The sequence below is a fragment of the Sphingomonas sp. Root710 genome (assembly GCF_001429065.1).
Taxonomy (GTDB): domain Bacteria; phylum Pseudomonadota; class Alphaproteobacteria; order Sphingomonadales; family Sphingomonadaceae; genus Rhizorhabdus.
The window spans coordinates 1-24,163 of sequence record NZ_LMIB01000005.1 but is presented as its reverse complement, the minus strand read 5'-3'; the positions used below and the strand labels follow the sequence as shown (position 1 = coordinate 24,163).

Here is a 24,163-nt window from a genome sequence, read left to right as displayed (position 1 = left end):
GACTACCAGCCAGGGCAAGAGCGGCGGAACCGCGACAGGGTTTTCCAATCGCCGCCGCGCCGATCGAGCGCAGCGACCTATGAGCGCCAATGGCCGGTGGCAGCTGCCACCGCCGCCAGTCCAAATTGCTGCATCTACTCGGGCCGTTTCCTTTGGGCGTTGCTGTCTGACGGATACGAACTCCGCATCACCACTAATGCGGGCAAGCAGAAAACCGGCCTTCGGCCTTGGGTTTCCGCAAGCGGACCCTCCCATTTTCAGCTTGCCCGCGTGGCTCAGCTCCGCCGCAAAAAATCCGTCAGCAACGCTTATCCAAAGGAGACTACCATGCAGAACATCGCTGAATTTCGGATCATCGGCCGCGTTGGCAGTGTCGATACGACCGATAAAGTCACCCATGTTTCCGTCGCCGCGAACTACAACCGCAAGGATGGCGATGAATGGAAGACCGATACGCACTGGAACCGCGTGACGTTCTTCCGCCAGCTGGCAGAGCGCGCCGCTGACTTGGGCAAGGGCGACCTGGTTCACATCACCGGACGGGTCCGCCAGAACAGCTACGAGAGCAATGGCGAAACCCGCTACTCGGTGGACCTGATCGCTGAGGGGCTGGGTATCTTGGCTCGGGGCGGGGCTGACTAAGCCCCCTTCCTTTACCTAAAGCGGGCGGCCTGGTGGCCGCCCTTTTTTGTGGACAATGCCATTTACAGACCCTAACAAGAATAGGGTATAACTATGCGAGGCATCTGTGGCGGCCAAACTGTTCAATCGTGTAGCGAGCTTGCGCGTCGCTTCCGGACTTACGCAATCCGAGCTGGCAGCGAGGATTCAAGTCTCACCTGAAACAGTCGCGGCCATCGAGAACGGCAGGCAGGACGCCACTTTGCTGACGGCGCTCCGTATGTCGCGTGCCCTGCGAACCGAGGTGCCGAACATCTTCAGGGAGCAGCCTTTCCCTAAGTTGATCGGCTCCGAGCGAGGCGAGAGCCGAACAGCTTAGGAGGCCGCTATGCGCCGTGAGATTGCCAGCAAACTTCGGCGCGCAGCCAGCGTGCTACGGACTGTCATGCTTTGGGCATCGCTTGCCCTGTGGCTTGCGATCGCGGCAATCGCGCTGATCGTCGTCCTTGCAGTCGGACTCGCGGCCTATTTCGCTTTTGGCTGGCTCGGAGTGGGAGCCGTCGCCGTCTTCGTGCTGATCGTTTTCTTCGGCAAAGACCCACCGACCGAACAGACCGGCCCGCGCCGCAAGGGCAAGGGCCTCAACCTGAATGACGATCCGAACCCATGGTATATGCAGTCGCAGTATCGCTTCGGATCGGGAAACAGCGCCGCCCATAACCGCTGGCACAAGTAGCCCGTGGCGCAGCCATTGAAGGGATTCTCAATGCGAACAATCGTAGTGACCAATGAGCGCGGCGGCATCGGCAAGACCACGCTTACCTGTCATATCGCGTGGCATCTGGCCGAGCAGGGCAAGCGTGTCGTGGTCCTGGACCTGGACAAGCAATGCCACAGTGCCGGGATGCTGAAAGCGGAGTTCGAGCAGATCGGCCCGGTTCAGTCGATTCTTGACTTCGAGCCGAACAAAGAACCTCCGGCGCTGGCCTGTTTCAAGAACACACGCCAGATCGTCGAGTTGACGACTGACAGCCCGCAGCAAGGCCAGCACATCGGCGCTTATGTCCGCGCCATTCGTGCCGGCCTTGCCAAGCACTACGACTACTGCGTGATCGACACTGCACCCGCGTGGGATGGCCGGAACCTCATGGCCTTGATTGCGTCCGATTATGTCGCGGTCCCACTGGACCCCGACAAAACCGCGCGTCAGTCGCTCAACGAAATCTCGCAAAGCATCAGCCTTGCAAACAAGGTGCGCGGGGAGGGGAACGCGACCCGGTTCGGGATCGTGTTCAATCGCGTTCAGACAACGAGCGAAGTTTCAAAAATGCTGATGGACCGCATTGGGCAGGCGCTTCCTGCCAATGTGGTGCCGCACACCATTCCACACCGCGAGCACATGCGCGAGGCGGCTCTACTCGAAGTTCCCGTTTGGCGCTTGGCAAAGGACACGCGGCGTAGCGCGCCGATCGTGCGCGAAGTCGTCTCCTACATTGTCGATCAAGCTGAGAGGGAGGCCGCATGAGCAAGGCAGCTGTCAAACCGGCGAAGAAGAGCTTTGCCGACTTCGATATGGACGCGATGGACTTTTCGGCCGTCCCCGCGAATACCGAGTTCAAGGCCGCTGGACGGTTTCAGCGCCTTCCGCTCGATGACATTGATCCAGACCCCACGCAGGTTCGCCGAGAGTTCGACCAGGCCGAGATTGATGCACTGGCCGCGACCATCAAGGACCGCGGCTTGCTGCAACCCATCGTTGTCGCGCCAACGTCGAATGGTCGCTACATCATCCGCTACGGCGAGCGGCGCTATCGCGCGTGCCGCCAGCTTGGTTTCGATCAGATCGACACCGTTCTGGATCAGGCGGACGCCGAACGCGATATTGGCCTCGACCAGTTTCTTGAGAACGAGCAACGCCAAGCCCTGAGTCTGGCCGAGCGCGTCAGTTTCATCGCGAGCCGCGTCAGTGATACGCTCTCGACAAAGGATCTAGCCGCGCGCATCGCCAAGCCGCATTCGGAAGTGAAGCGGCTCTACTCGCTGCGCACCTTGCCCGAGGACATTCTCGCCGCGTTGAAGAATTGTTCTCCGCGTGCCGCCGTCGCGATCAAACACGCGATCGAGCTGGACGAGCAGGCTACGCGCAATTTCGTGGTCGCAAACGAAAATCCAACAGCCGCCGCCTGTGAGCAGTTTCTTGCTACGCTCCAAGGCATTCCCGAGGAAGAGAGTGCGCAGGCCGGTGCCGCTAAAGCGATTGACGATCCAGCGCCGCCCCAAACTTCGCGCGCGCCGGTGGCAGTTGCCACCAGTGCGACGGATGAACGTCAGGAGCGGCCCGAACCGGATGCCCGCGCCGACGAGCGGGAAGGGGAGGGCGCAACGCTTGCCGATCCTTCCGATCACAAGCCGCGCACCCCTCGTCAGCCGAAAGAGGCCACCGACGCACCGGCCATCATCATTCAGGGCCGTCGCGGGATTGTTCTAAGCGGCCAGGTTACGGTTCGGTTCGACGGCGAGGCCGCGCCCCAAACCTTCGACTTCTGATAGCTTTTACCGTCCACGTTCACTCAGCATCGAGGCGACGTGGAATTTAGAGCGGTGGCAGTTGCCACCGCTTTTTGTTTGTGGGGTAGGTATCTACTGTATGGCAGGATAAGCCTTGCGGCGGCTAATGTTAACCGTTACGCTCAATCCCATCGGATCGCGCTTCACGGTTGGGAGATACCTACCCCACATGGAAAAGACGCTGGGCTTCAAGATCGAGGCGACCAAACTCGCAAAGATCGACGCGCTCGCGCAGACAAGGGGAGGGCGCGGCCCCTTTATGCGTCAGCTGGTGGACGCCGTGCTCCGGCAGTCCGGGGCGGCCAGCGAGGCCGCGCCTGTTGCCGACCGCGAGGCCGCTGGCGAGCATCGCCTTTATCTTCGTCCGACCGAAACCGAACTGGCCGTGATCCGCCATCGCGCAAAAGAGCGCCGCATGACCCCGGCGACCTGGGCCATGGCTCTTGTGCGGCGACACATCGGCATTGCCGCGCCTGTCGATCGCGAATTGCGCGAGGAGCTGTTGAATTGCCGTCAGGCGTTGCAGCGCATTGGGCGCAACGTGAATCAGATCGCCCGAGCCGCGAACAAGATGGCGCTGGCGGACAATGCAGCGGAGATCGCCGGCGAGCTGCAAAAGGTCAACGACCTGCGCGCGGCGATCGGCGCTGCCGTCGAAGGTATCGGCGCTGCTACGAAAGCTGACCTGTCCTATTGGGAGGTTTCCAGTGAGCGACTTTGACAGCAGCTTTGAGGCGGGACAGCTCGCCGCGCTGTTCAAACCAAAGCTGACCAGCGACCCGAACAGGCGCGGGGCTGACATGTTGCTGCGCTCGCTGAGTTCGAGGCGGGCAGGCCAGGGCGGGAGCACCCGGGCGCGGCTTGCCCGCGTTGTCAGCCGTGCTCCGGAGGTCATGGTCAAGGTTACGGGCAGGCCGAAGGGCAAGAACCACGCGGCTGCGCATTTCGACTATATCGGTCGAAAAGGCGATGTGCCGCTTGAAACGCGTGATGGCGACATTCTGACTGACAAGGAAGATCGGGCGGAGCTGGCGCGCGATTGGGGCGATCCTGTCTATTGGCGTGACAATTCTACCGTAGCCGCCGTGAGCATGGTTTTTTCGATGCCGTCAGGGACAGACCCCGACAAGGTTCTTTCAGCGGTGCGCGAGGTCGCGCGGAGCGAGATCGGGCATGAGTGGGATTACGTCCTGGCGCTGCATACGGACACACCGCGGCCCCACGTTCATGTGACGGTTGCGGCGCGCGGTGACACGGGAAGACGCTTCAACCCGCGACCTCAAACGCTGCATCATTACCGAGAGCGCTTTGCCGAGGAATTGCGGGCGAGGGGGGTTACAGCGGAGGCAACGCCTCGCGCAGCGCGTGGTGTCGGCCGAGCCGGTCAAAGCATGGCCCTGAATCGGATGCGGCAGCGCTACATGGCCGGCACCGCACCTGCGCCGTTTGCCAATCAGAAAATCACTGCCGCCGCACGCGACCAGCTGGCGGGACGGTCCACCGCTCCGGATTTCGTGGTGCGCGGGCGGCAGGCATGGAATGAGACGCATCGCCGCTATCTAGCCGCCGCCAAGCGGCTTGAGGTAAGCAGCGATCCAGCTGATCGCCAGCTTGCCGACCAGGTGCGGGAGTTTGTGGGGGCAGGGCGAACGCCTACAATCCATGAGCGATCGGTTGCCGCGATCGAGCGGAAGAGGCAGAACGAACGATCTAGGGACCGCGATCGTTCGCGTGAAGGGCCAGAACGCTAGAGTCAGACTCGCTCAGGTTTGCACATAGCCCGAGTGTCGGAGGTAGTTCGCGCATTCGGCTGGCCTGAAGCGGTTGAGGATGAGCTTGAGGGCNGCTAGAGTCAGACTCGCTCAGGTTTGCACATAGCCCGAGTGTCGGAGGTAGTTCGCGCATTCGGCTGGCCTGAAGCGGTTGAGGATGAGCTTGAGGGCGTCGCAGATGGCTTCGAACGATCGGGGTGCGGCGCGGCGTAGCAAGGCTTTGAGCTTGGCGAAGGCCTGTTCGATCGGGTTGAAGTCGGGGCTGTAGGGCGGGAGGTAGAGCAGTCCCATCCCGGCGTCCTCGAGGCATTGGCGGATCCCGGCCACCTTGTGCGCCGGCAGGTTGTCGCAGACGACAATGCTGCCCGGCCGCATCTCGGGGATCAGGTGTTCGACGAGCCATTGCCGGAAGATGCTGCCGTTCATCGGTCTGTCGATCAGCATCGGCGCGAGGATGCCATCGTGCTGGAGCCCGGCGACGAAGGTGGACGTCATCCAGTGGCCATGCGGCGCCTGGCCGTAGAGCGGCTTGCCCTTGCGACCCCAGCCGCGCAGCCGGGTCATGCTGGTCGTGGTCCCGGTCTCGTCGACGAACACCAGCGAAGCGAAGTCCAGCCCGGCCTGCGCCGCGCGCCAGATGTCGCGGGCGATGACGACATCGGGCCGGTCCTGCTCAGTCGCGAAGATGGTCCTTTTTTTTGTGCCGCAGCCCGAGCCGCCTGACCATCCGCCAGACACTCGCGTAACTGACCGCGACGCCGCGCCTGGCAAGATCGTCCCGCACCTCGCCCAGCGTCAGCTCGGACGCCTGCGCCAGCCGATCGGCGATCCATCCCGCTTGCTCCGTCAGCTTCGAGCGCCGGTCGCCACCCATCGGCCGCGCCGCATGGCTCGTCGTTCGCTGATAGCGTCGATACCAGTTGGGGTGACTACACGAAAGTGAGTTTTACGTACGCGATATACGAACGAATGCAGTACGATGCGGGGGAAGGCTGCTGCAGGCGCCAGCGCTCACCGTAAGGAATCCTCGCCGATTCAACTTGGTCGCATCCGACTCTAGAATTCGGCGGATATGTGGTCATCGCCGCGACCTGTGGGGTGGATGCCATCACCATTCTCGATAGCCGCCATCCTGAAATCGCCGGAGTGGTCACCGATGTGAGGCTTGGGGTGGGTCCCAACGGATGGGAGGTATCGTGGCGCGCCCGAGAACTGCAACCGGATATTCCTGTGGTGTACGCATCGGGAGATAGCGCCGCAGAATGGCCGCTTTATGGTGTTCCCAAAAGTATCATGGTTCCCAAGCCATACGGAACGTCGCAAATGCTGACGGCGATCTCGTCCGTTCTTATATCCTCGACGCCCTGAGCGTCTCGTCGCCAGTTCCTACAAACGACCTGCGTTTTCGAGATCGAGAGCGCTAAGAAGCGCGGCTGCGTCACAACAAATTTCTTGATGGAAAACTTCAATATCTTGCGGTTTTGCGTTGGCTCGATCCCGCTAGAAGGCACAATATGTGTAAACCTCTTCTCGCGCTCGTCGCGCTGCTTTTGATCCCGTCTGAACTCGAGGCGAAGGACAAGGTAAAGCCGTCATTGCAATTCACCGTTCTCGAAGACGACTATCAGTGGAACAATGACATCGAGCAGGCACGCTCCGCTCTTGCCCGGGAGATTCCGCCAGGCACGTCCTTCTGGAGCGCACTCGACATCCTCCAAGAGGCTGGCGCGCATTGCACGGGTGATCGCCAAGATCCCAGCCTCGCTCGCTGCGTCTATTCCGACTGGATGACGGTGCATGACTACTACCGAGCCAATTTCTACTGGACGGCGGTCGTCCGCCTTGACGATGGCAAGGTGGGGAGCCTCACGCTCGATCGCACCGTCGAGGAGAAATGAGCGGGAACCGGGTTCGGCATCGCCGAATTTGTGCCGCGGTCGTCGGTCAGCGAATCCTGGAAGGCTGCGCGCACGCGCCAGCAGCAGACGTGGCAGTCCAGCTTCTGGCGGTGGAAGAAAACACATCGGGCTTCAGTTGGACCACCCGCCGCCAAGTGCGAGGAACAGCGTAATCTGATCGTCATTGATTGCCGCGCGCGCCTCCGCCGCTGCCTGATCCGCCGCGACGCGGTCGCGTTCGGCCTCGAGTGCTGGCAGCGCGGCGATCTTGCCTCCACGCCGCAACTGACCCACCCGCATCGCTGCTCGCGCGGCATCCTCGGAGGCGCGATCCAGGCCTTGCTGCTGCTCAAGCCCGGCGGCGTAGTTGGTCAGCGCCGTTTCAACCTCGCGCAGGGCCTTGATCACCACGCCATCAAATGCGGCCAGGTCGCCGCGGCTTTGGGCTTCTGTTGCCGCGATGCGGGCGCGAACGGCGTGCCGGTTGAGCGTCCAGCTGATCATCGGGCCGAGACCGAAACGGTTGGTGAGCGGCGACAGGAAATCGGCGGCAGCGCCGGTGGAACCGACCGATGCTCCCAGACGGATGTCGGGATAGAGATCGGCGGTGGCGACCCCGATCCGCGCTGTCGTCGCGGCGAGACGGCGCTCAGCCATACGGATGTCGGGCCGGCGCTTGAGCAGCGCCGCACCATCGCCAACGGGGATCACGCGTCTCAGCGCTAGCGGTGCGTGACAGGCTAGCAGGCCAGGATCCGCTTCGCCCGGCGTGCGACCAGCCAGCGCCGTGACACGAAAAAGGGCGTTGCGCTGACGCGCCACCAACCGTGGCAGCCGTGCCTTGCTGGTTTCGAGCAAGGCTTGCCGCCGGTCCAATTCATAGGGAGCCGCGCGTCCATGCGACACCATAATCCGGGTCAGACGAACGCTTTGCTCCAGGACGGCAATCGCACGGTCGAGCACAGTGCGCTGATAGCCCGCGTTGCAGATGTCGGCATAGGCGCGCGCCGTTTCGGCCGCGACGGTCACACGCACCAGGTCGCGCGCTGCGACGGCCGCTTCGGCATCGGCGTTCGCCGCCTCGATCCCACGCCTTATTCCGCCAAACAGATCGAGATCATAGCTGGCGCCGATCCCCATATTGTAGATTTGCCGCGTCGGCGGCTTCACATGGCTCAACTCGGCTTCCGCCGAGCGCTGGGCCCAGCTTGTTTCGGCGTTGACGCTGCCCTGGATCTCCCGGCCCACATTTCGCTCGTCAAGCAAGGCCAGGCTGCGTTCGAGATTGGCCTCGGCCACGCGCAGATCCGTATTGGCGAGGAATGCCTGTTCTATCAGCCGGTCGAGGACCGGGTCTTCGTAGAGCCGCCACCAGTGATCCGGCAGCGGCTCCTGTGTGGTAACGACGCTTCCTGATTGAAATGCGCTTTGCGCCATAGGCGCGTTCACCATCGCGGCGTCGGGCACATGATAGTCGGGGCCGACCACCGTGCATCCACTCAGGGCGGCTGCGGCCGCCAGTACCAGCGTACGCCTTACCATGGCAGGCTCCGGTGCACACTGCGCCCGTCATCGCGCGGATGAACGACAACCGTGGCCGTCTGGCCCGGAATCATCCGCACATTGGGCGGAATCCTGTCGATCGTCACACGCACCGGAATGCGCTGCGCCAGACGCACCCAGGTGAAGGACGGATTCACATTGGCCAATTGTCCGTCGGCCCCGGCCCGCTCGCGATCCTCGACACCGCCCGCGATGCTCTGGACATGCCCCTCGATCTCATCGGCAACCCCCATCAGATAGATGCTCGCAGGGTCGCCGACCCGGATCGCCGGCAATTTGGTTTCCTCAAAATAGCCTTCGACGCGGAGCGAGTGATCATAGACCAACGCGAGCGCCGCCTTGCCGGCGGTCAGATAGACCCCGGGCTGGAGCGACATGTTGGATACGGTCCCGTCCACCGGCGCGCGCACGACCGTTCGTTCGAGATTGAAGCGGGCGAGGTCGCGCGCCGCCACTGCCTGTCCAATCGTCGCCCGCAGCCCTTCGACCCGCGCCGAGCCTTGTTCGATCACTTCGGCTGCGATCACTTCGGGCATGGCCCGGTTGCGCCGATCCTCACGCACGGCTTGCGCGAGCGCGGTGCGTTGGCTTGTCACGTTGGCCTCGGCCTGTTCCAGCGCGAGCCGGTAGCGCGGGCGGTCGATGATGAAGAGCACGTCGCCTTTTCGAACCGTCTGGTTGTCGGCGACTTTCACCTCGGTGACGAGCCCGCTGACATCGGCGGCAACCGGCACCATGTCCGCACGCACCTTGCCATCGCGTGTGACCGGCTCGACCTGATAGCGCAGCCACAGCGCATATATCCCCGCCAGGATCACGAAAATGACGAGGAGCGTGGCGAGCGATCGCAGGAGATTTTGTCGATGCAGCATGTCAGGAAGCGACCCATCGGTAGAGAAGGCTATCGGCGAGAGCGCTCAGGCCCCACCACAGCAGAATGAAGAGAGCTAGTTCGAGCAGGCTCGGGTGCCAGAGCAGCCGATAGACCGGCAGGCGCTGTAGGAACCCCCGTGCAAGATAGACGAGGACCGCCGCCAGAACGCCCCAGGCGAGCGCCGCCGGCATGTAGACGCCGAGCACATTGAGCTCCTCGATCATGCCCCCCCCCCTGCCCTTGGCGAAGCGATGTCGGGTGCTCCGGCGGCCGGGAAGAGATTGCAACGCATCCCGACAAGCGCCCGCAAGGCAGGCCGACGATGCGCGTCGAGTGGCTGGCTGAGAAGTGCCTCCAAGGCCCGATCGATCGGATCGAGCAGCCCAGGCGGCGGCGCATCCGCATGGCCATGCCGCCAGCGCTCGCCATAAAATGCCGCCAACCCGGCCAGCACCGAACCCAGGCGGTGACGCACGTCATGCGGGACATGAGACAACGCCCGGCGGATCGGGATGATGTTGCGGCCGATCCTGAGGTCCGCCAGACCATCGGCGGCGTGGAGTGCATCGCCGGCGGTTGCCACAGCCATGCGCGCGGCCACCTGCCCGAGCCGGTCGACCGCTCTTGCCGTCCAGCGGTCCGGGCGAAAGGGTCGGCGAATGTCGGCAAGCAGGGCAAGCTCACTCCAGTTCGCGCGCAGGATGCGCCGCGCGGTCCACAGAACATTGGCCGATCGGAACATCCGCGTGACCGCAAGCGTGGCGACAATTCCACCGAGCTGCGCCAGCCCGGTGTTGATGAACAGCGCGAAATCGGCCTGGAAGCGCGCAAGAAAGCCCATGGCGACAATGAAGCAGGAGAACATCGGTAAGGCCTGCGGCGAGCGCGCGGGATCGGCCTGGATATAGCCCATCCACAGCAGGGCCGGCGCCAAGGTGATGATCAGCATCTCATAACCATCGACCCGGGGGAGGATCACGAAGAGGTAGAGGGCCGCCAATGGGAAAGTCTTGAGCGTCGCCACGAGATAGCGACCGATCACCGGTGCGGGATCGTCCTGCGCCGCAAAGGAACAGGTGATGAGCGCTGCGAAGGCGGCCGTCGCCGATCCGTTCGGCCAGGCAAGCAGGATCCAGACGGCACAATAGAGCCCGATCGCCGTGGCGGTCGCCAGTCCCGCCAGCGCGGCGACACCATGATCGCGGGCAAGGGAAAAGGGTTCTGCGGCGAGAATTTTGGCGCTGGGGCGTCCCGGTGACCCGATCCTGTCCGCCAGCCTTCGGCTTGCCGCCAATGCGGTCAGAAACTCGGCGATGCGGATACAGGCGCTCGCGGTCAGCAGCCCGCTCCAGTCGCCCCGCGCTTCGGCGGCCTCCGCCAGCGTGTCGCACCGCCGCACCAGCGATCTCACCCGATGCAGCTCGCTTTGCTCATCATCCAGCCAATCGGTGGCGTCGGCAAGCAGAGCCTCGAGATCCGCTGGAAGATCGCCGCCTTCCCGCAGGCGATCGAGCCGGTTCGCCGCAGCCGAGGCGAGCGGCAGGATGGTGGCGAGCTGCTGTTGCAGTGCCGTAACTCGCCGCCGGGTCGCGGGCGCCCAGCGCTGATCGAACGGCAAATGGACCGCGATCATGCCGAGTTCGGTGACGTCTGCCGCCAACATGCGCCGATGCGCATCCTCGAGGCGTGTATTATGACTGCCAAGCGCTTCCGCCGTCCAGCGGCGAGCATGGCCTAGAAATGATTGGACGCGCGCGCGGATAGCCGGCGTCGCGCTCCAGGGCTGGAGCAGCGCATGGACCGCGGTCACGCATAATATCGCGACGGTCATCTCCTGCACGCGCGCGGCTGTCGTCTCGAAAATATTCCCCGGGTCATCGAGATAGGGAAAGCTGATCACCGCTGAGCTGAATGCCGCCATCTGGAACAGAAAGGCGCGCGGCGTGCGATCGAGAACCGCAAGATAGATGCAGAAGCCCGTCCATGCCGCGAGACACAGAACGAGAAGCTCGGGCGAGTTCTGCAGATTGGGCACCAGCAGGATCGTGGCGGCCGCGCCCGTCAATATCCCGCCCAGGCGATAGAGAACTTTGGGCCGGAAGGCGCCGGCCATCGGCTGGGCGGTGACGTAGACGGTCAACAAAGCCCACCAGGGGCGCGGCAGGCTGGCCGAAAAGGCAATGGCCAGCGTAGCGGCCGCAGCCAGCAAGCTGCTCAGCGAGAAGAGCAGCTTCTGGGGATCGATCACCAACGGAGAGGCCGGCCAGCGCTTTTCGCCGGCGAACGCAACAAGCATCACTGACAACCATGACAAACGGGATTGTCACGATCGACAGCGATCGTGGTCATTACCTCCCATGGATACGGGAAGAGCCTTTAACCGAGCCGGTGCGTCGAATCGTAGATCAAAATATTGATAGAGAAACGCAAATATCTTGCGGTTAATTGTTCTTCCGGGATGAGCGCGAATTGATGCCCCGGCCTGTCTTATCCGAAGCATCAGACATGTCCTGCCCTTTCCCCGAAACGAAGAAAGCGGCGATCGGCACGGCCAGGAAGATGAGCAGCATGATCTGCTCTTCCCTCAGAAGACGATATTCGCTGAGGCAATAGAGGATGAAGGCGAGTCCAGCGAGCACAAGCGTCCATAGCGCCCGCTGCCAAGTAAATACGGCCTGCGTAGAAGGGTCTCGCGACATAAGCCTCCCCATGCGGCATCCTCTCCCGTTGATGCTCGCTCTCGACCAGCTATCTTCATGGCCTGATGGAACAGGGGTGAAAGATAGCACGCGATGTCGCAAACGAATGTTTTTGCAGGCTATCCGCAAAAATTCTGAGGTTTGATTAACGGAATGGGCACATGGCGAGCCGTTGGACAGGAATGCCTATTCCTTCGTGGTTAGGCATGGGACTCCGCCCTCAAAGTCGCCTCGACCAGACGACGCACCTTCCCTCGGCATGCAGCGTCCGAACCGCCGGCAGCGGCTTCACGCCGAGCCCGTCTGACGAAATTGCGCATTTCAGCGAAGCTGGGCCTTCTGTTCTGACCCAGCACCGCGATGAGGGCGGGATAGATCCAAATCTGCGTCGCCATCACTGTCTTCCTCCAGGAATGGCGGAGCGGCCCGGTTTCGTGTCGCGCGACGGCCCTCCTTCCTGTTCTTCCCGACCTACAAAATAGAGCAGGCCCGATCCAACCAAAGCGAATACGGTGGCCATTTTCACGAACTCACTGTGCCCCAACGCAGCCAGCCAGGCACCACCGACTATGATGAGCAGAAGAGGCGCGCCCCAGCGCGGATGATGAACACGGGTGGCAACCCACCAGGCCAGACAGGAGAGCGACACCGCCACCAGCAAGCTGCCCAGCGTCAGGCCGACAGCAGTGACCAGGATTTTCAACATCGGCATATCGGCCTCCATTGACGCCCCTCCGCCTCTCTTATTCTAATATATCGTATTGCGATATATTTACAAGGGGCGCGTCCGGTGCGTTGAAGCAGGCGTTGGCTTCAAGGCCGTGTTCGCGGCCGCCCACTCGCAGCGCGAACGCGCTTCAAAGCAACAAAGGCGCCCATCATCGTCTCAACCTCGCCTGCCAGGACGAACGCAAAGGCTCCCGAAACTTCAAACCAGAGGAAGAAATTGCGTCATCCGGTGGCGCATTGAGGATGCCGCAGCGCCCAGATCGGCACCCGTCCATCGGTCGCGGACTGATAGACGTCAGGGTAGCGGTGCAGCGCCGCATCGACGGCACCCGGATCGAAGGGCTCGTCGGGCTCGAAGCTGTCGAAGCCGCAGCGCCGCATGAAGAATAGGAGATCGACCAGCACATCGCCGATCGCGCGGATCTCACCCTCATAGCCCGCCTCGCGCAATATGCTCGCGCTGGAAAAGCCCCGGCCATCGCGAAACCGCGGAAAATCGATCTCGACGAGCCGCACGCGCCCGAGCTCGGGCAAGAGCGCGCGCACATCGTCGCCGGCCTCGAGCAGAACCGAAGTCGCATTCTTCTGATCGAGGAATGCATCGAGCGTGACCCCTGGCTCATCGGGCGCGGGATCGTCGCGAAAGCGTAGCGGATCACCCATAAATCGCCTCCTTGAATGGATCCATGCCTACCCGGCGATAGCAATCGAGGAAACGCTCGCCGGGTTCGCGGATTTCGCGGTAGCGTTCGATCGTGCGTTCGACGGCATCGACGATCCCGGTCTCGTCGAAGCCCGGCCCGGTAATCTTGGCCTGCGAGACATCCTCGGTCCCGGACCCGCCAAGCAGCAACTGATAATTCTCCGTGCCCTTCCGGTCGACGCCAAGAATGCCGATATGGGCCGCATGGTGATGGCCGCAGGCGTTGATGCAGCCCGAAATCTTGATTTTGAGTTCACCGAGGTCGAGTTGCCGATTGAGATCGGCAAAGCGCTCGGCGATCTGCTGCGCGACGGGTATCGAACGCGCATTGGCAAGACTGCAATAGTCGAGGCCCGGGCAGGCGATGATGTCAGTTACGAGGCCCAGATTGACGCTTGCCAGTCCCGCCGCGTCCAACGCCTGCCAGACCGCATGCAGATCCCGCTTGCGCACATGCGGCAGCACGAGGTTCTGGACATGCGTCGAGCGCAGGTCATCGAAGCTATAGCGTTCGGCAAGGTCAGCTACGAGATCCATCTGCTCGGCCGAAATGTCGCCGGCGATGCCTCCGTCGGGCTTGAGACTGATATTGACGATGGCATAGCCGGGCGCCTTATGCGCGGCGACCTGGCGATCGACCCATAGAGCGAAGTCGGGATCGGAGCGGTCGACCTCCTCGGGAAGCCCGGTCTCGAACGGCGGCGGTTCGAAATGGGCGGCAATCCTGTCATACTCAGCCTGCGGAAAATCCCGACCCAGCGTCAGGATATGCGCGAACTCCATCTCGACCTGACGGCGGAACTCATCTTCACCCAATTCATGGACAAGGATCTTCATCCGCTGCTTGTGGATGTTGTCCCGCCGCGCGTGCCTGTTCCACACTCGCAGGATCGCCTGGATATAGGAAAAGATCTGGCTTGCCGGACAGAACTCCCTGATCAGGAAAGCGATAATGGGCGTGCGTCCCATACCGCCGCCAGCATAGACCTCGAATCCCTTCTCGCCCGTCTCGTTCTTGACGATGCGTAGCGCACAGTCGTGCCAGCGCAGAGCGGCACGGTCTTCCTGCGCGGCGATCACTGCGATCTTGAACTTGCGCGGCAGATAGCTGAATTCTGGATGGAACGTCGTGGCCTGGCGGATCAGTTCGGCCCAGGGCCGCGGATCGCATATCTCGTCGGGAGCAGCTCCAGCATAATGATCCGCCGACAGGTTGCGAATGCTCTCGCCGCTCGTCTGGATGGCGTGCATTTCCACCGTCGCGAGCTCAGCGAGGATGTCGGGCGCATCCGCCAGTTTGATCCAGTTATATTGGATGTTCTGTCGTGTCGTGAAATGACCGTAGCCTCGGTCATATTTGCGCGCGATATGCGCCAGCTTGCGCATTTGCCGCGAATTGAGCGTGCCGTAAGGCACCGCTACGCGCAGCATATAAGCGTGCAGTTGCAGGTAGAGCCCATTCTTGAGCCGCAGAGGCTTGAACTGGTCTTCGCTGAGATGGCCTTCGATCCGACGGCGCGTCTGGTCGCGAAACTCTTCGACCCGGGCATCGACCATGGCCTGATCATACTCGTCGTATTTGTACATATCAGCCTCTCACGCCCAAGGGGACATCAGGATGGCATCACGAGCACTCATGCACAAAATGACTTTTAATGCAGCGATCCATCAAAATAATTGCTCGATAAGGCCGGTCGCTGCAGGCCAATAACCATGGGCCGATCGTTGCAAGCCGGCTCGAGGGCGATCCCGGCCTTAACATGTCTGTGACATACAGGTATGGTGTTGCAGATTGGTTCTCGGGAGTTCTGCGTGCGGCTGACACGCTACACGGATTATTCACTGCGGGTCTTGATTCACCTGGCCCTTCACGAAGAGCGCCTGTGTTCGATCGGCGAAATCGCGCGGGCTTATGATGTCTCCCACAATCACCTGATGAAGGTCGTCAACGCCCTGGCGCACGACGGCTTCATCGAAACCGTTCGCGGTCGCGCCGGCGGCATGCGTCTCGCCCGACCAGCGGATGAGATCACCGTCGGCGAGGTCGTCCGCCGCACCGAGGAAGGCTTCCAACTCGCAGATTGTTCCGGGTGTGCGCTGTCTCCCGCATGTGGACTGACCGGCGTGCTGGCGCAAGGCATGCAGGCGATGATGGCGGTATTCGATACCTACCGGATTTCCGATCTCCTGTCCGATCGTGAGGCCATGAAGCGGCTGATTAACCGCCAATCACCGCTCGGCGTCGGCATGGACTAAATGATACAGCTGCGGATTTCCGCGCAGGTCAATGCTCCGCTTCAAGATGCGCTGCGGCGCGATCGATGTTGACCCGATGGCTCTCGAGCATCTCGCGAAGATCGGCATGCAATGCCTCGTCACGAACCCTAGGGGTCAGAGATTCCAGTTTGCGAACCACCCAGGCTTGTCCGCGGTTGAGAAAGGCGAGCCTTTCAAGCGGATCAGGGATTGCCAACGCCTTCTTGTAAAAGGCGCCGGTCTTGCGTGAGGGCGCTGCGCCCAATCGCCTGATCTGCCTCGAGAGCATCGCGCACCAACGTGCTTCGTCGGCACGGACCGATCGCATCAGTTCGGCGTAGTCGGGATCGTTCGCCGACTTGGTGCTGGCGAGCGCGACGCGGGCGCCGGCCCGTTCGGCTTCCAGCAGTTCGTGGAGCGCCGCGAGGATCTCCTCGCGACCGGCAAAGCCCATGTAAATGTCATCGGCTTCGCTGGCGTAACAAACGGGCGAGGATGGTTCGTTCACGGTCATGCTGTAATCGCCGCGGCCGCCTTGAGGCCGGCACGAATGCGGTCCATCACGCCCGGGTCGGCCTTTGTGCTGTGGACGACATAGGCCGAGTACGAAAATTCAGGACTTCCGGGGACGAGAGCGAGGCGGCCTTCCTCGAGATAGGAGCGGATGAAGCCTTTGCGAAAATAGCCGCTACCCCCTGTCGCCAGGATATAATCGAGCGCGAGCGGACCATAGCTTATCGAAACGACGGCGTTAGGCTGATCCGGGAAAGCGGCGTGATAGCTCCCGGCAAACTCCTCACCCCAATCGATCTGAACATGATCTTCCGGTGCGAGAGGGCTGCTGGTTGGCGTGGTCCGCACCAGGACCAACTTTTCCTCGAACAAGAGTTCGGCGATGATCCCCGGACGGCTCGGCGCGGCATAGAGCACCGCCATATCGAGTGAGCCATCCTGGACCTGCTCCATCAGGCGTTCGGATGTGTCGATATGGGTGCTTACCGCGATTTCCGGACATTCCCGACGCATCCAGAGCAGCCAGTGCCGCAGCAAGGGACTCCACAGACTGAGCTCGGCGCCGACCGTTACCACGGTCTCCCGTCCCGGCGGGAGCGCGACGGCGCGGCGCGCCCGATCCCAGACCTGCACCATGGTGGTTGCAAAGCGCAGAAACTGCTCGCCCGCCGGTGTCAGCTTCGCACCTGCCTTGTTGCGGATGAATACTGGCCGATCGAGCAGGTCCTCAAGCACCCGGATGCGGGCACTGACTGCGGTCTGCGTGAGGTGAAGGTTCGACGCAGCGTTCACAAAACTGCCGGTTTTGACGACTTCCAAGAATGTGCGCGCAACATTGATATCCATAAGCCATCATCCTTGCGCTCAATGCGCAATAATATTCATTTGCTTGCTTCATGGTAGCGGGCCGATGATGGGATCACAAGGCAAGACCCGTGTGATCGACCCTGGACAGGCACCAACAACCATAAGGCGTCCAACGGTTTGGGCGAACTTTCAGATGAAACCTTTAGGCCGCTTCACGCCCGAACCGCCGCCGCCGCGGGCCGAAATCTGGAAAGTCAGCATAGCGCTGGCGTTGCTGGTTTTAGGGATAGGCATAGCACTTTTCAGTTTTTACGACGCTGGTGCGATCAGTGACGATGTCTTCGTTGCCGTGGTGGTCTTCGTGATCGCGGTTTGTATCGGTGTGATCCTCTCTCTCGATTGGGAACAAACGGCACATCGCCGAGTGCGTCAGCCCTGGCAGGAAGTGCCCCCTCCGTTTGACTTCATTGCGCTGTGGTCATCTGAAGACCGACAGCCGTCGGGTGAAGGTGCCCCTAATCTTCAGGAAACCTGCCGCCGCAAACCGCCTCCCTCGTCACGGACAAAGCTGCCGTGAAGGCTGACAACGATGATGACCGACAAGCGCGTGGACCAGAGCGCCCGCCCTCCATGTCCGGGCTCTATCTGATTTTCGCCGCAAGCATCGCCTTCGTCTCGATCCGCCTTTTTGTCGATTTGCTCCGCCAAAACGGCTTCGTCGCCGAAGGGGACGGCAATGGGATAGTGCTGTTCGCCATGCCGATAGCCCTCCTCGTGATCGTGGGGCTCGGACCGGGAACCCGGCGCTAATTTATATCCAATATCTTTGCTGATAAATAATAATAACATTCGTTTGTATGATGATTCGTCCATCTCCACATCAGATCTGCGATATGAAGGAGTTCCCATGGCCATTCAGCTCGGGCAGATCGCCCCCGATTTCGAGCAGGACAGCACGCACGGTCGCATCAGCTTCCACGATTGGCTCGGCGGAAGCTGGGGTGTCCTGTTCAGCCATCCCAAGAATTTTACGCCGGTCTGCACGACGGAACTGGGCGAGGTTGCCAAGCTCCGGTCCGAATGGGACAAACGCAACGTCAAACCCATTGGCCTCTCGGTGGATCCGGTCGAAGCCCATCACAAATGGGAGCTCGACATTCACGAAACCCAAGGGACGAAACTCGACTTCCCGATGATCGCGGATGCCAACACCAAGGTGTCGGCGCTCTACGACATGATCCACCCCGAGAGCGACCCGACGGTCACTGTCCGTTCCGTCTTCGTCATCGATCCGTCACGCAAGGTGCGGCTGATCCTGACCTACCCGCCTTCGACCGGTCGGAATTTTGCCGAGATTCTCCGTGCCATCGACAGCCTTCAACTTACAGATGCCCGTAGCATCGCAACGCCCGTCAACTGGGAACCTGGCGAGCCGGTCGTCATATCGCCGAAGCTGTCGGACGAGGAGGCATCCCGGCAGTTCCCACAAGGCTACAAGACACTGAAGCCCTACCTTCGGGTCGTCGATCTGCAGGCTCCCGGGCAATGAGGCAATTGGAGGAGAGTGGAAAAAGACAGACCGCCGCCGACGGAGCAGACGACGGCGGCCTCTCCGACCTGTTGGCCCGCAACCGCGTATGGGCTGACGCCAAAACCCTGATCGATCCCGGATTCTTTAAACGGCTCGTAGGCCAGCAGCGGCCACGCTACTTCTGGATCGGCTGTTCGGACAGCCGGGTGCCGGCCACCGAAATCGTCGATCTCGATCCCGGCGAGATGTTTGTTCATCGCAACGTCGCCAATCTCGCCACGCCGAGCGATCCTAACTTCGCCGCCGCCTTGGAGTTCGCGGTCGATGTTTTGAAGGTCGAGCACATCATCGTCGTGGGCCATTACGGGTGCGGCGGGATTCAAGCGGCAATGGCACCGGACAGGGACGACGCGATCGGGCTTTGGCTCGCACCGGTGCGTGAGCTCTATCAAACAGTCTGCTGCACCCCGGATACCAATGCAGACCGTTTGTGCGAACATAATATCCGCGCCCAGGTGAAAGCACTCGCAGCCAACCCATTGGTTCTTCGGGCCTGGGCGCGGCACGCTGCGCTAACGCTTCACGGTTGGGTCTACGCCATTGGAGACGGCCTTCTCCAACCGGTCTGCTCACCCGTCAGCCGCCACCCCGATGAGGCAGTTCCCAAACTCCGGATTGCAGGCGCGTCATGATCGCCGTGCGCGCCCTGTGCCGCGTGAGGGCGATTGGCCATGACGACAGCCTCGTCGACGCCATCTCCGCCTGCAAGGGCGCGAGTGAACCCGATCGCGACATTGATGCACGGATTGCGCTGGCCGTATTTCCGGCACTGCGCAGCTTGACCGTTATTGCTCCGGGAGTCTGGCTGCAGGACGACGGCAACCACGTTCGGGCACTGCTCTACACGGCGACTTGCCGCGCTGCCGCTATGTTGGTGCCATCCGGCTATTGGATCGAAGCCGGCCCCCAGGGAACCACCGTGGTGGGCGAGCTTGGCCAATGGACAGCCCATCACCCGGTTGAGGCAATCGCCCTGTGCATGGCCGCGCTCGATGCGCGAAGGGCGGAGCTGTCCTATGCACATTGACCGTTCTCACCAAAGACGATTGCAGCGCCCTGTGCGGCTGCATCAGCAATGGTCCCGCAGCGCTCATCATCAGGGCCTTCCTACCGACTTATCTGCGCCGGATGGTGCCGCATCATCACGCCTCGGCCGAAACGATTTCCGGCGCTATTTCTGCTCAAGGAGACAAGCGATGGCTGATCAAAGCCGCAATGCTGTAATAGCTCAATCCGACCTTGAGAGGCTCGTCTTCGAATTGCCTCCCCTGCCCTGTGGGACCAAGGATCTCGAGCCTGTCCTCTCGGCGGAAACACTGGAGATCCACCACGGCAAACATCACGCACGCTACGTGGAAACGCTCAATCGGCTGCTGGCCGAGCAGAATTTCTCGGCCCACACGCTCGAGGAAATCATCCGCATCGCGCACGGCAGCGGCGCGAAGGGCGTCTTCAACAATGCAGCCCAGGCATGGAACCATAGCTTCTTTTGGGAGAGCATGGCGCCGAAAACGGTTAAACCTGCCGGGCTGCTCGCCAGCGCCATTTCGTACGAATTCGGGAGTCTCGAAACGCTCATACCAAAACCTGTGGAATCTGACTCACGGAGGGTATCCGGCCGGGGCATGACGTGATTCACCATCGCAAACGGTTGGAGTTTTGCGATGGCAGCGCCTGTCAGACTTCGAGGTGATTTCAGTTCTGCGCAGGTTCGGGCCTTTGCTCGCCGCGCCAAGGATGGGGACCAGGTCCGCCGTCTTCTGGCGATTGCGACGATCCTGGACGGCGGAAGCAGAAACGACGCAGCTAAGGTCGGCGGGGTCACGCTGCAGATTGTCAGGGATTGGGTGCTGCGCTTCAACGCGCATGGCCCAGATGGTCTGGAAACCCGCAAGGCCCCAGGACCAGATACCATCCTCGACGACTGCCATCGACGCGCGCTGGCCGAAACCATCGAAGCGGGCCCTATTCCTGCTGTTCATGGTGTGGTTCGCTGGCGGATCATCGACCTCGTCCAATGGCTATGGGAAGAGTTCGAAATCTCGATCAGCAAGCAGGCGCCGGGGCATGAACTTCGGACCCTGGGCTATCGCAAGCTCTCGGCCCGGCCGCGCCATCAGGGGCAGCGTCCTGAAGATATTGCCGCTTTTAAAAAGCCTTCCCCGCCTGTCTGGCGCAAATCCGAAGGCGCCTGCCCAAAGGCACGCCGATAGAGCTGTGGTGGCAAGATGAGGCCCGGATCGGGCAGAAGACGCAGATCACCCGGCGCTGGGCCAAACGCGGGACGAGACCTGTCGCGCCCCGTGATCTGCGCCGGGCTTCGGCATGGATCTTTGGGGCGATCTGTCCCGCAGAAGGCAAAGGCGCCGCGCTGGTCATGCCTCGTTGCAACAGCGAGGCCATGGACATGCATCTCACCGAAATCAGCAGCCAGATTGCACCCGGCGCTCACGCCGTGCTCATGCTTGATCAGGCCGGGTGGCACATGTCCGGAAAACTCGACATCCCGGCGAACATCACCCTCCTACCGCTGCCGCCCAAATGTCCTGAACTCAATCCGGTCGAGAACGTGTGGCAGTTCATGCGCGACAATTGGCTGTCGAACCGCATCTTCTCCTCGTACGACAACGTCGTGGACCACTGCTGCCACGCCTGGAACCGCCTTATCGATCAGCCATGGCGCATCATGTCCATCGGCTTGCGCCAGTGGGCGCATGGGTCATGATCAGAGAGTCTTGGTATCAGACAGCGTTTTTCCGCTGAAGGAACGGGCCATTTCGGATCGGGTTGGGTCTGGCTCATCGCGAAGCGCGACAAGCTCGAGGTGATCTCTACCCACGACGCGGGTAGCCCAATCCTTGAGGAAGGGGTGACGCCGCTGCTTGCTTGCGATGTGTGGGAGCATGCCTACTACATCGATTACCGCCAGGATCGCGCGGGCTGGATCACGTCCTGGTGGAACAGGCTCGCAAATTGGAGCTTCGCCGAAACGCAGTTTGACGCAGCGATCGGCCAGGGCAAGCCGTGGCGCTATCCACCATCACAGACCGCCCGTTGAATAAGGAGGAGAAGTAAATGCTCGTTGACGTTTTGGCTGGCGATAGCAGTTCCCCAGCAGCCCGGGGCAGTTTTCACTTCGCGCGGTCACCCCAGGCAGGCGAAGAGATCGAGATCGACGGAACGGTCGTCGTCGTGACGCGGGCCTGGCATCGGCCCAGCATCTATTACCAGGGTGCCAAGTTCGCGATTCTCGTCGAGGAACCTGTCGCTGACGCCCAAGTGCGTCCAGAAGTCCGAGATCACGCCGACATGGCGGTTTGAGTAGACGCGGAGAAGGGCGATGTCGCCCTTCTCCGCGCTCAGTCAGGCGGCGAGCAATTCGTCCGCCGGACCGAAGAATTCGTAATGAATGCGGTCGGATGGGACGCCAGCCAGCGACAAGGTCGAGACGGCGTGCCGCAGAAACGGGCGTGGTCCGCAGATATAGTAATCGGCCTCACCTACAGGCGTGTTGGCGACCAGCCATTCATCGGTAATGATGCCGGCGACGTCATAATCCCGTCCTGCGACTTCATCTTCGAGCGGGGTCTGATGAAAATCGGTGACGGTGATTGACTTGCCCCGCCCAGCGACAGCGCGAACATGATCACGCATTGCGTGGGTATCGCGGTCATGAGTTCCGTGGACATAGTGCACGGGGACTCCCGCCTCGCCCTCAGCAAGCGTTTCGAGCATGGCCACCATCGGGGTCAGCCCCACGCCGCCCGACAGGAGGATCACCGGGCGTTCGACATGCGCTGCCAGGAAGAATTCGCCTGCAGGCGCGGCAACTTTGAGCACCGTGCCCGGCTTGGCTTCATCATGAAGCCAGCCTGACGCAAGACCAAGCGGCTCACGCTTGACCGAAATGCGATAGGTTTCGCCGTTGGGGGCTGCTGAAATCGAATAGTTGCGCTTGACTGGCGGATGTCCCGGAATTTCAAGCCAGAAGGTCAGATATTGCCCGGGCTTGTGCCGCATGACGGCCCCGCCATCAACGGGGCGCAGAACGAAGGAATTGATGACGCTGCTCTCACGCACGACGTCCTCGACGCGAAAATCGCGCCAGCCATTCCATCCGCCGGTCGCATCCTTCTGTTCTGAGTAGACTCGCTGCTCGCGGGCGATCAGGATGTTGGCCAGGAACCAGTAGGCTTCGCCCCAGGCAGCGAGAATTTCATCGGTGGCCGCATCCCCCAGCACCGCCTTGATCGCCCCCAGGAGCGCCTCGGCAACGTGCGGATAATGTTCGGGCAGAATTTGCAGGCCAACATGCTTCTGCGCGATCCGCTCGACCGCCGGGGCAAGCGCACCGAGATTTTCGATGTTGCTCGCATAGGCGAGAATGGCGCCGGTCAGTGCCCGCGGCTGCGAACCGGCATCACCATGGTGCGATTGGTTGAAAAGGTCGCGAATGTTCGGGTTCTGGAACATCCGGGAATACATCTCGTTCACGATGTCGAGGCCATGCGCTTCGAGCGCGGGGACGGTCGCCTTGACGAGCGCAATGGTCTGATCGCTGAGGGGCTGCGTCATCAACTTCTCCTTTTTGAATGCGTTGAAAATCCCGGAATGTCAGAGCTTGGGAATGTGATCGTAAAAATCCACCTGCATCTTCATCGGCCCTGTCGGCGTTACGAAATGCGGTTGCTGAGGGAGAATCAAGCCAGGCTGGTCAGGCGTCAGGACGATCTCCGAAGGTGGCTCGAGGTAGGTTAGCCGGAGTTCGCCCTCGAAAACCCGGATCACGCCCCAAACACCAGCCTTCGTGTCATGTCGCGCGCGCAAGGCAGCCGGCAGAGTGTCCTGGTTGAACACCGGCGTGGAACGGTAAGGCAAGATTTCAGCCATGGGTTTGCCCTGGTCGCTCGATGGCATCCTTACGTTCCGCGTTGGCGACCGATGCAGCACTCCGTTCCTCCAGTTGGAAGAACATCGCCAGTTGCAGGCTCTCGGCGATGCGCCGCGCCTTCGCTTGTAGCGCCGCTGCCGCTTCGGGCGTCATCCTGTCATTGGTCGTTTGAACCCAGAGTGCGAGCCACCGCTCGAACAGCGCGGGCGTTATCCTGGCCTTATGCTTCAAATGGGCCGGCACCGGTTGCCCCTTGTATCGGCCACTGGTGAGCATGACGGAGGACCAGAACGCAGTCAGCTTCCCAAGATGCTCCGGCCAGTCATCGATCGCATCGTTGAAAATCGGCCCAAGCGCGGGGTCGGCGCGGACCCGCGCGTAAAATTCCTCCACCAAAGGAGTCAGCTCTTCTTCTCTGATTTTCGAGACACCGTCCACGACTCGCGCTCCAATCATGTATATATAATACATCTATCATGATTGCGCATAAACGCAAGGCTAGCGCATATTTCCAGGTCGTCGGTCGCGGCGATGTACACAGCCTGAGAAACTGCTCAGCCCCGCTAGGGGTGACTACACGAAAGTGAGTTTTACGTACGCGATATACGAACGAATGCAGTACGATGCGGGGGAAGGCTGCTGCAGGCGCCAGCGCTCACCGTAACGCAGAAGGTTTTG

Annotated in this window: 35 protein-coding genes; 20 read left to right on the top strand and 15 right to left on the bottom strand. The window is 61.4% G+C overall.

The window, feature by feature from the left end; genetic code table 11:
• The first annotated feature begins 327 nt into the window (after positions 1-327).
• From ASE00_RS09395 to ASE00_RS09365, 7 genes are all read left to right on the top strand, one after another.
• Positions 328-642 (top strand): single-stranded DNA-binding protein, encoded by a 315-nt coding sequence (locus tag ASE00_RS09395; RefSeq protein WP_056379684.1) that lies wholly within the window; start codon positions 328-330, stop codon positions 640-642.
• Between the two features lie 106 nt (positions 643-748).
• A complete protein-coding gene (locus tag ASE00_RS09390) occupies positions 749-1,000 on the top strand; it encodes a helix-turn-helix transcriptional regulator (RefSeq protein ID WP_007016081.1) in 252 nt (83 codons plus the stop codon).
• 9 nt (positions 1,001-1,009) lie between these two features.
• Positions 1,010-1,357 carry a hypothetical protein gene (locus tag ASE00_RS09385; protein WP_226998753.1) on the top strand — a complete coding sequence of 116 codons (348 nt, stop codon included), beginning with the start codon at positions 1,010-1,012 and terminating at the stop codon, positions 1,355-1,357.
• Between the two features lie 30 nt (positions 1,358-1,387).
• The gene (locus ASE00_RS09380) at positions 1,388-2,146 is read left to right on the top strand and encodes a ParA family protein (RefSeq protein WP_191225260.1); all 759 of its coding nucleotides are present in this window, start codon (positions 1,388-1,390) and stop codon (positions 2,144-2,146) included.
• The gene (locus ASE00_RS09375; RefSeq protein ID WP_056379680.1) at positions 2,143-3,168 is read left to right on the top strand and encodes a ParB/RepB/Spo0J family partition protein; all 1,026 of its coding nucleotides are present in this window, start codon (positions 2,143-2,145) and stop codon (positions 3,166-3,168) included. Before ASE00_RS09380 ends, ASE00_RS09375 begins: the two co-directional genes overlap by 4 nt.
• A 190-nt stretch (positions 3,169-3,358) precedes the next feature.
• Positions 3,359-3,910: a plasmid mobilization relaxosome protein MobC gene (gene mobC / locus ASE00_RS09370; RefSeq protein WP_021223042.1), complete on the top strand. Its 552-nt coding sequence runs from the start codon at positions 3,359-3,361 to the stop codon at positions 3,908-3,910.
• Positions 3,897-4,940, top strand: a complete 1,044-nt coding sequence (locus tag ASE00_RS09365; protein ID WP_056379678.1) for a relaxase/mobilization nuclease domain-containing protein — start codon at positions 3,897-3,899, stop codon at positions 4,938-4,940. The genes mobC and ASE00_RS09365 overlap by 14 nt, the downstream gene beginning before the upstream one ends.
• 111 nt (positions 4,941-5,051) lie before the next feature.
• On the opposite strand, the gene ASE00_RS09360 is transcribed toward ASE00_RS09365, so the two are convergent.
• Complete coding sequence (locus ASE00_RS09360; protein WP_056379675.1) at positions 5,052-5,699, bottom strand: IS630 family transposase; 648 nt, start codon at positions 5,697-5,699, stop codon at positions 5,052-5,054.
• Positions 5,635-5,835 (bottom strand): hypothetical protein, encoded by a 201-nt coding sequence (locus ASE00_RS23735; RefSeq protein ID WP_082594592.1) that lies wholly within the window; start codon positions 5,833-5,835, stop codon positions 5,635-5,637. Before ASE00_RS23735 ends, ASE00_RS09360 begins: the two co-directional genes overlap by 65 nt.
• Positions 5,836-6,035: 200 nt before the next feature.
• Between ASE00_RS23735 and ASE00_RS22915 the strand changes: the two genes are divergently transcribed.
• Positions 6,036-6,329: a response regulator gene (locus ASE00_RS22915; RefSeq protein ID WP_156405370.1), complete on the top strand. Its 294-nt coding sequence runs from the start codon at positions 6,036-6,038 to the stop codon at positions 6,327-6,329.
• A 146-nt stretch (positions 6,330-6,475) separates the two neighbouring features.
• Positions 6,476-6,859 (top strand): hypothetical protein, encoded by a 384-nt coding sequence (locus ASE00_RS09350; protein ID WP_056379671.1) that lies wholly within the window; start codon positions 6,476-6,478, stop codon positions 6,857-6,859.
• Between the two features lie 132 nt (positions 6,860-6,991).
• On the opposite strand, the gene ASE00_RS09345 is transcribed toward ASE00_RS09350, so the two are convergent.
• The 8 genes from ASE00_RS09345 to ASE00_RS09305 form a co-directional block, all read right to left on the bottom strand.
• Positions 6,992-8,401 carry an efflux transporter outer membrane subunit gene (locus ASE00_RS09345; RefSeq protein ID WP_056379670.1) on the bottom strand — a complete coding sequence of 470 codons (1,410 nt, stop codon included), beginning with the start codon at positions 8,399-8,401 and terminating at the stop codon, positions 6,992-6,994.
• On the bottom strand, positions 8,395-9,294 hold the full coding sequence (locus ASE00_RS09340) for an efflux RND transporter periplasmic adaptor subunit (RefSeq protein ID WP_056379667.1): 900 nt from the start codon (positions 9,292-9,294) through the stop codon (positions 8,395-8,397). Before ASE00_RS09340 ends, ASE00_RS09345 begins: the two co-directional genes overlap by 7 nt.
• Before the next feature lies 1 nt (position 9,295).
• Positions 9,296-9,520 carry a DUF1656 domain-containing protein gene (locus tag ASE00_RS09335; RefSeq protein WP_056379665.1) on the bottom strand — a complete coding sequence of 75 codons (225 nt, stop codon included), beginning with the start codon at positions 9,518-9,520 and terminating at the stop codon, positions 9,296-9,298.
• On the bottom strand, positions 9,517-11,592 hold the full coding sequence (locus tag ASE00_RS09330) for an FUSC family protein (protein ID WP_056379663.1): 2,076 nt from the start codon (positions 11,590-11,592) through the stop codon (positions 9,517-9,519). Before ASE00_RS09330 ends, ASE00_RS09335 begins: the two co-directional genes overlap by 4 nt.
• A 145-nt stretch (positions 11,593-11,737) precedes the next feature.
• Complete coding sequence (locus tag ASE00_RS09325; RefSeq protein ID WP_056379660.1) at positions 11,738-12,007, bottom strand: hypothetical protein; 270 nt, start codon at positions 12,005-12,007, stop codon at positions 11,738-11,740.
• A 382-nt stretch (positions 12,008-12,389) separates the two neighbouring features.
• The gene (locus tag ASE00_RS09315) at positions 12,390-12,707 is read right to left on the bottom strand and encodes a hypothetical protein (RefSeq protein WP_056379723.1); all 318 of its coding nucleotides are present in this window, start codon (positions 12,705-12,707) and stop codon (positions 12,390-12,392) included.
• Positions 12,708-12,946: 239 nt separating this feature from the next.
• On the bottom strand, positions 12,947-13,387 hold the full coding sequence (locus ASE00_RS09310) for a DUF934 domain-containing protein (protein WP_056379657.1): 441 nt from the start codon (positions 13,385-13,387) through the stop codon (positions 12,947-12,949).
• Positions 13,380-15,014, bottom strand: a complete 1,635-nt coding sequence (locus tag ASE00_RS09305; RefSeq protein ID WP_056379655.1) for a nitrite/sulfite reductase — start codon at positions 15,012-15,014, stop codon at positions 13,380-13,382. Before ASE00_RS09305 ends, ASE00_RS09310 begins: the two co-directional genes overlap by 8 nt.
• A 225-nt stretch (positions 15,015-15,239) precedes the next feature.
• Between ASE00_RS09305 and ASE00_RS09300 the strand changes: the two genes are divergently transcribed.
• Positions 15,240-15,683, top strand: coding sequence for an Rrf2 family transcriptional regulator (locus ASE00_RS09300; RefSeq protein ID WP_008828736.1), 444 nt, complete (start codon positions 15,240-15,242; stop codon positions 15,681-15,683).
• Positions 15,684-15,711: 28 nt separating this feature from the next.
• Here the strand turns inward: ASE00_RS09300 and ASE00_RS09295 are convergent, their stop codons facing one another.
• Entirely contained in the window at positions 15,712-16,197 is a 486-nt protein-coding gene (locus ASE00_RS09295; RefSeq protein WP_056379653.1) for a DUF6306 domain-containing protein, read from the bottom strand.
• Positions 16,194-17,042: a LysR family transcriptional regulator gene (locus tag ASE00_RS09290; RefSeq protein WP_054435103.1), complete on the bottom strand. Its 849-nt coding sequence runs from the start codon at positions 17,040-17,042 to the stop codon at positions 16,194-16,196. The genes ASE00_RS09295 and ASE00_RS09290 overlap by 4 nt, the downstream gene beginning before the upstream one ends.
• Before the next feature lie 64 nt (positions 17,043-17,106).
• Between ASE00_RS09290 and ASE00_RS23415 the strand changes: the two genes are divergently transcribed.
• From ASE00_RS23415 to ASE00_RS09245, 10 genes are all read left to right on the top strand, one after another.
• Positions 17,107-17,580: a hypothetical protein gene (locus tag ASE00_RS23415; protein WP_156405369.1), complete on the top strand. Its 474-nt coding sequence runs from the start codon at positions 17,107-17,109 to the stop codon at positions 17,578-17,580.
• On the top strand, positions 17,577-17,813 hold the full coding sequence (locus tag ASE00_RS09285; RefSeq protein WP_129926611.1) for a hypothetical protein: 237 nt from the start codon (positions 17,577-17,579) through the stop codon (positions 17,811-17,813). The genes ASE00_RS23415 and ASE00_RS09285 overlap by 4 nt, the downstream gene beginning before the upstream one ends.
• Positions 17,814-17,910: 97 nt before the next feature.
• Positions 17,911-18,552, top strand: coding sequence for a peroxiredoxin (locus ASE00_RS09280; protein ID WP_008828739.1), 642 nt, complete (start codon positions 17,911-17,913; stop codon positions 18,550-18,552).
• Entirely contained in the window at positions 18,549-19,226 is a 678-nt protein-coding gene (locus ASE00_RS09275; protein WP_020820535.1) for a carbonic anhydrase, read from the top strand. Before ASE00_RS09280 ends, ASE00_RS09275 begins: the two co-directional genes overlap by 4 nt.
• The gene (locus ASE00_RS09270; protein WP_020820534.1) at positions 19,223-19,621 is read left to right on the top strand and encodes a hypothetical protein; all 399 of its coding nucleotides are present in this window, start codon (positions 19,223-19,225) and stop codon (positions 19,619-19,621) included. Before ASE00_RS09275 ends, ASE00_RS09270 begins: the two co-directional genes overlap by 4 nt.
• On the top strand, positions 19,618-19,818 hold the full coding sequence (locus ASE00_RS23410; RefSeq protein ID WP_156405368.1) for a hypothetical protein: 201 nt from the start codon (positions 19,618-19,620) through the stop codon (positions 19,816-19,818). Before ASE00_RS09270 ends, ASE00_RS23410 begins: the two co-directional genes overlap by 4 nt.
• A complete protein-coding gene (locus ASE00_RS09265; RefSeq protein WP_235538613.1) occupies positions 19,791-20,228 on the top strand; it encodes a superoxide dismutase in 438 nt (145 codons plus the stop codon). The genes ASE00_RS23410 and ASE00_RS09265 overlap by 28 nt, the downstream gene beginning before the upstream one ends.
• A 30-nt stretch (positions 20,229-20,258) precedes the next feature.
• Positions 20,259-21,319, top strand: a protein-coding gene (locus ASE00_RS22910; RefSeq protein ID WP_156405367.1) for an IS630 family transposase whose coding sequence is annotated in 2 segments (ribosomal slippage) — positions 20,259-20,751 and positions 20,751-21,319 — 1,062 coding nt in all. Because the reading frame shifts where the segments join, the coding sequence is not laid out codon by codon here.
• 15 nt (positions 21,320-21,334) lie between these two features.
• Complete coding sequence (locus tag ASE00_RS09250; RefSeq protein WP_082594590.1) at positions 21,335-21,652, top strand: Fe-Mn family superoxide dismutase; 318 nt, start codon at positions 21,335-21,337, stop codon at positions 21,650-21,652.
• A gap of 17 nt (positions 21,653-21,669) precedes the next feature.
• Positions 21,670-21,915 carry a hypothetical protein gene (locus tag ASE00_RS09245; RefSeq protein ID WP_020820532.1) on the top strand — a complete coding sequence of 82 codons (246 nt, stop codon included), beginning with the start codon at positions 21,670-21,672 and terminating at the stop codon, positions 21,913-21,915.
• A gap of 42 nt (positions 21,916-21,957) precedes the next feature.
• On the opposite strand, the gene hmpA is transcribed toward ASE00_RS09245, so the two are convergent.
• From hmpA to ASE00_RS09230, 3 genes are read right to left on the bottom strand one after another with little or no spacing between them, the layout of a single operon-like run.
• On the bottom strand, positions 21,958-23,169 hold the full coding sequence (hmpA, locus tag ASE00_RS09240; RefSeq protein ID WP_004206960.1) for an NO-inducible flavohemoprotein: 1,212 nt from the start codon (positions 23,167-23,169) through the stop codon (positions 21,958-21,960).
• Between the two features lie 39 nt (positions 23,170-23,208).
• Positions 23,209-23,484 carry a DUF1971 domain-containing protein gene (locus ASE00_RS09235; protein ID WP_020820531.1) on the bottom strand — a complete coding sequence of 92 codons (276 nt, stop codon included), beginning with the start codon at positions 23,482-23,484 and terminating at the stop codon, positions 23,209-23,211.
• The gene (locus tag ASE00_RS09230; protein WP_017503290.1) at positions 23,477-23,956 is read right to left on the bottom strand and encodes a group III truncated hemoglobin; all 480 of its coding nucleotides are present in this window, start codon (positions 23,954-23,956) and stop codon (positions 23,477-23,479) included. Before ASE00_RS09230 ends, ASE00_RS09235 begins: the two co-directional genes overlap by 8 nt.
• Positions 23,957-24,163 lie beyond the last annotated feature (207 nt).

What these genes read in the sequence shown, in the direction of transcription:
- ASE00_RS09395 (WP_056379684.1), top strand. Translation starts at nt 328, where the DNA reads ATGCAGAACATCGCTGAATTTCGGATCATCGGCCGCGTTGGCAGTGTC.
- ASE00_RS09385 (WP_226998753.1), top strand. Translation starts at nt 1,010, where the DNA reads ATGCGCCGTGAGATTGCCAGCAAACTTCGGCGCGCAGCCAGCGTGCTA.
- ASE00_RS09380 (WP_191225260.1), top strand. Translation starts at nt 1,388, where the DNA reads ATGCGAACAATCGTAGTGACCAATGAGCGCGGCGGCATCGGCAAGACC.
- ASE00_RS09375 (WP_056379680.1), top strand. Translation starts at nt 2,143, where the DNA reads ATGAGCAAGGCAGCTGTCAAACCGGCGAAGAAGAGCTTTGCCGACTTC.
- mobC (WP_021223042.1), top strand. Translation starts at nt 3,359, where the DNA reads ATGGAAAAGACGCTGGGCTTCAAGATCGAGGCGACCAAACTCGCAAAG.
- ASE00_RS23735 (WP_082594592.1), bottom strand. Translation starts at nt 5,835, where the DNA reads ATGGGTGGCGACCGGCGCTCGAAGCTGACGGAGCAAGCGGGATGGATC.
- ASE00_RS09350 (WP_056379671.1), top strand. Translation starts at nt 6,476, where the DNA reads ATGTGTAAACCTCTTCTCGCGCTCGTCGCGCTGCTTTTGATCCCGTCT.
- ASE00_RS09345 (WP_056379670.1), bottom strand. Translation starts at nt 8,401, where the DNA reads ATGGTAAGGCGTACGCTGGTACTGGCGGCCGCAGCCGCCCTGAGTGGA.
- ASE00_RS09340 (WP_056379667.1), bottom strand. Translation starts at nt 9,294, where the DNA reads ATGCTGCATCGACAAAATCTCCTGCGATCGCTCGCCACGCTCCTCGTC.
- ASE00_RS09335 (WP_056379665.1), bottom strand. Translation starts at nt 9,520, where the DNA reads ATGATCGAGGAGCTCAATGTGCTCGGCGTCTACATGCCGGCGGCGCTC.
- ASE00_RS09330 (WP_056379663.1), bottom strand. Translation starts at nt 11,592, where the DNA reads ATGCTTGTTGCGTTCGCCGGCGAAAAGCGCTGGCCGGCCTCTCCGTTG.
- ASE00_RS09325 (WP_056379660.1), bottom strand. Translation starts at nt 12,007, where the DNA reads ATGGGGAGGCTTATGTCGCGAGACCCTTCTACGCAGGCCGTATTTACT.
- ASE00_RS09315 (WP_056379723.1), bottom strand. Translation starts at nt 12,707, where the DNA reads ATGCCGATGTTGAAAATCCTGGTCACTGCTGTCGGCCTGACGCTGGGC.
- ASE00_RS09310 (WP_056379657.1), bottom strand. Translation starts at nt 13,387, where the DNA reads ATGGGTGATCCGCTACGCTTTCGCGACGATCCCGCGCCCGATGAGCCA.
- ASE00_RS09305 (WP_056379655.1), bottom strand. Translation starts at nt 15,014, where the DNA reads ATGTACAAATACGACGAGTATGATCAGGCCATGGTCGATGCCCGGGTC.
- ASE00_RS09295 (WP_056379653.1), bottom strand. Translation starts at nt 16,197, where the DNA reads ATGACCGTGAACGAACCATCCTCGCCCGTTTGTTACGCCAGCGAAGCC.
- ASE00_RS09290 (WP_054435103.1), bottom strand. Translation starts at nt 17,042, where the DNA reads ATGGATATCAATGTTGCGCGCACATTCTTGGAAGTCGTCAAAACCGGC.
- ASE00_RS23415 (WP_156405369.1), top strand. Translation starts at nt 17,107, where the DNA reads ATGATGGGATCACAAGGCAAGACCCGTGTGATCGACCCTGGACAGGCA.
- ASE00_RS09280 (WP_008828739.1), top strand. Translation starts at nt 17,911, where the DNA reads ATGGCCATTCAGCTCGGGCAGATCGCCCCCGATTTCGAGCAGGACAGC.
- ASE00_RS09275 (WP_020820535.1), top strand. Translation starts at nt 18,549, where the DNA reads ATGAGGCAATTGGAGGAGAGTGGAAAAAGACAGACCGCCGCCGACGGA.
- ASE00_RS09270 (WP_020820534.1), top strand. Translation starts at nt 19,223, where the DNA reads ATGATCGCCGTGCGCGCCCTGTGCCGCGTGAGGGCGATTGGCCATGAC.
- ASE00_RS09265 (WP_235538613.1), top strand. Translation starts at nt 19,791, where the DNA reads ATGGCTGATCAAAGCCGCAATGCTGTAATAGCTCAATCCGACCTTGAG.
- ASE00_RS09245 (WP_020820532.1), top strand. Translation starts at nt 21,670, where the DNA reads ATGCTCGTTGACGTTTTGGCTGGCGATAGCAGTTCCCCAGCAGCCCGG.
- hmpA (WP_004206960.1), bottom strand. Translation starts at nt 23,169, where the DNA reads ATGACGCAGCCCCTCAGCGATCAGACCATTGCGCTCGTCAAGGCGACC.
- ASE00_RS09235 (WP_020820531.1), bottom strand. Translation starts at nt 23,484, where the DNA reads ATGGCTGAAATCTTGCCTTACCGTTCCACGCCGGTGTTCAACCAGGAC.
- ASE00_RS09230 (WP_017503290.1), bottom strand. Translation starts at nt 23,956, where the DNA reads ATGTATTATATATACATGATTGGAGCGCGAGTCGTGGACGGTGTCTCG.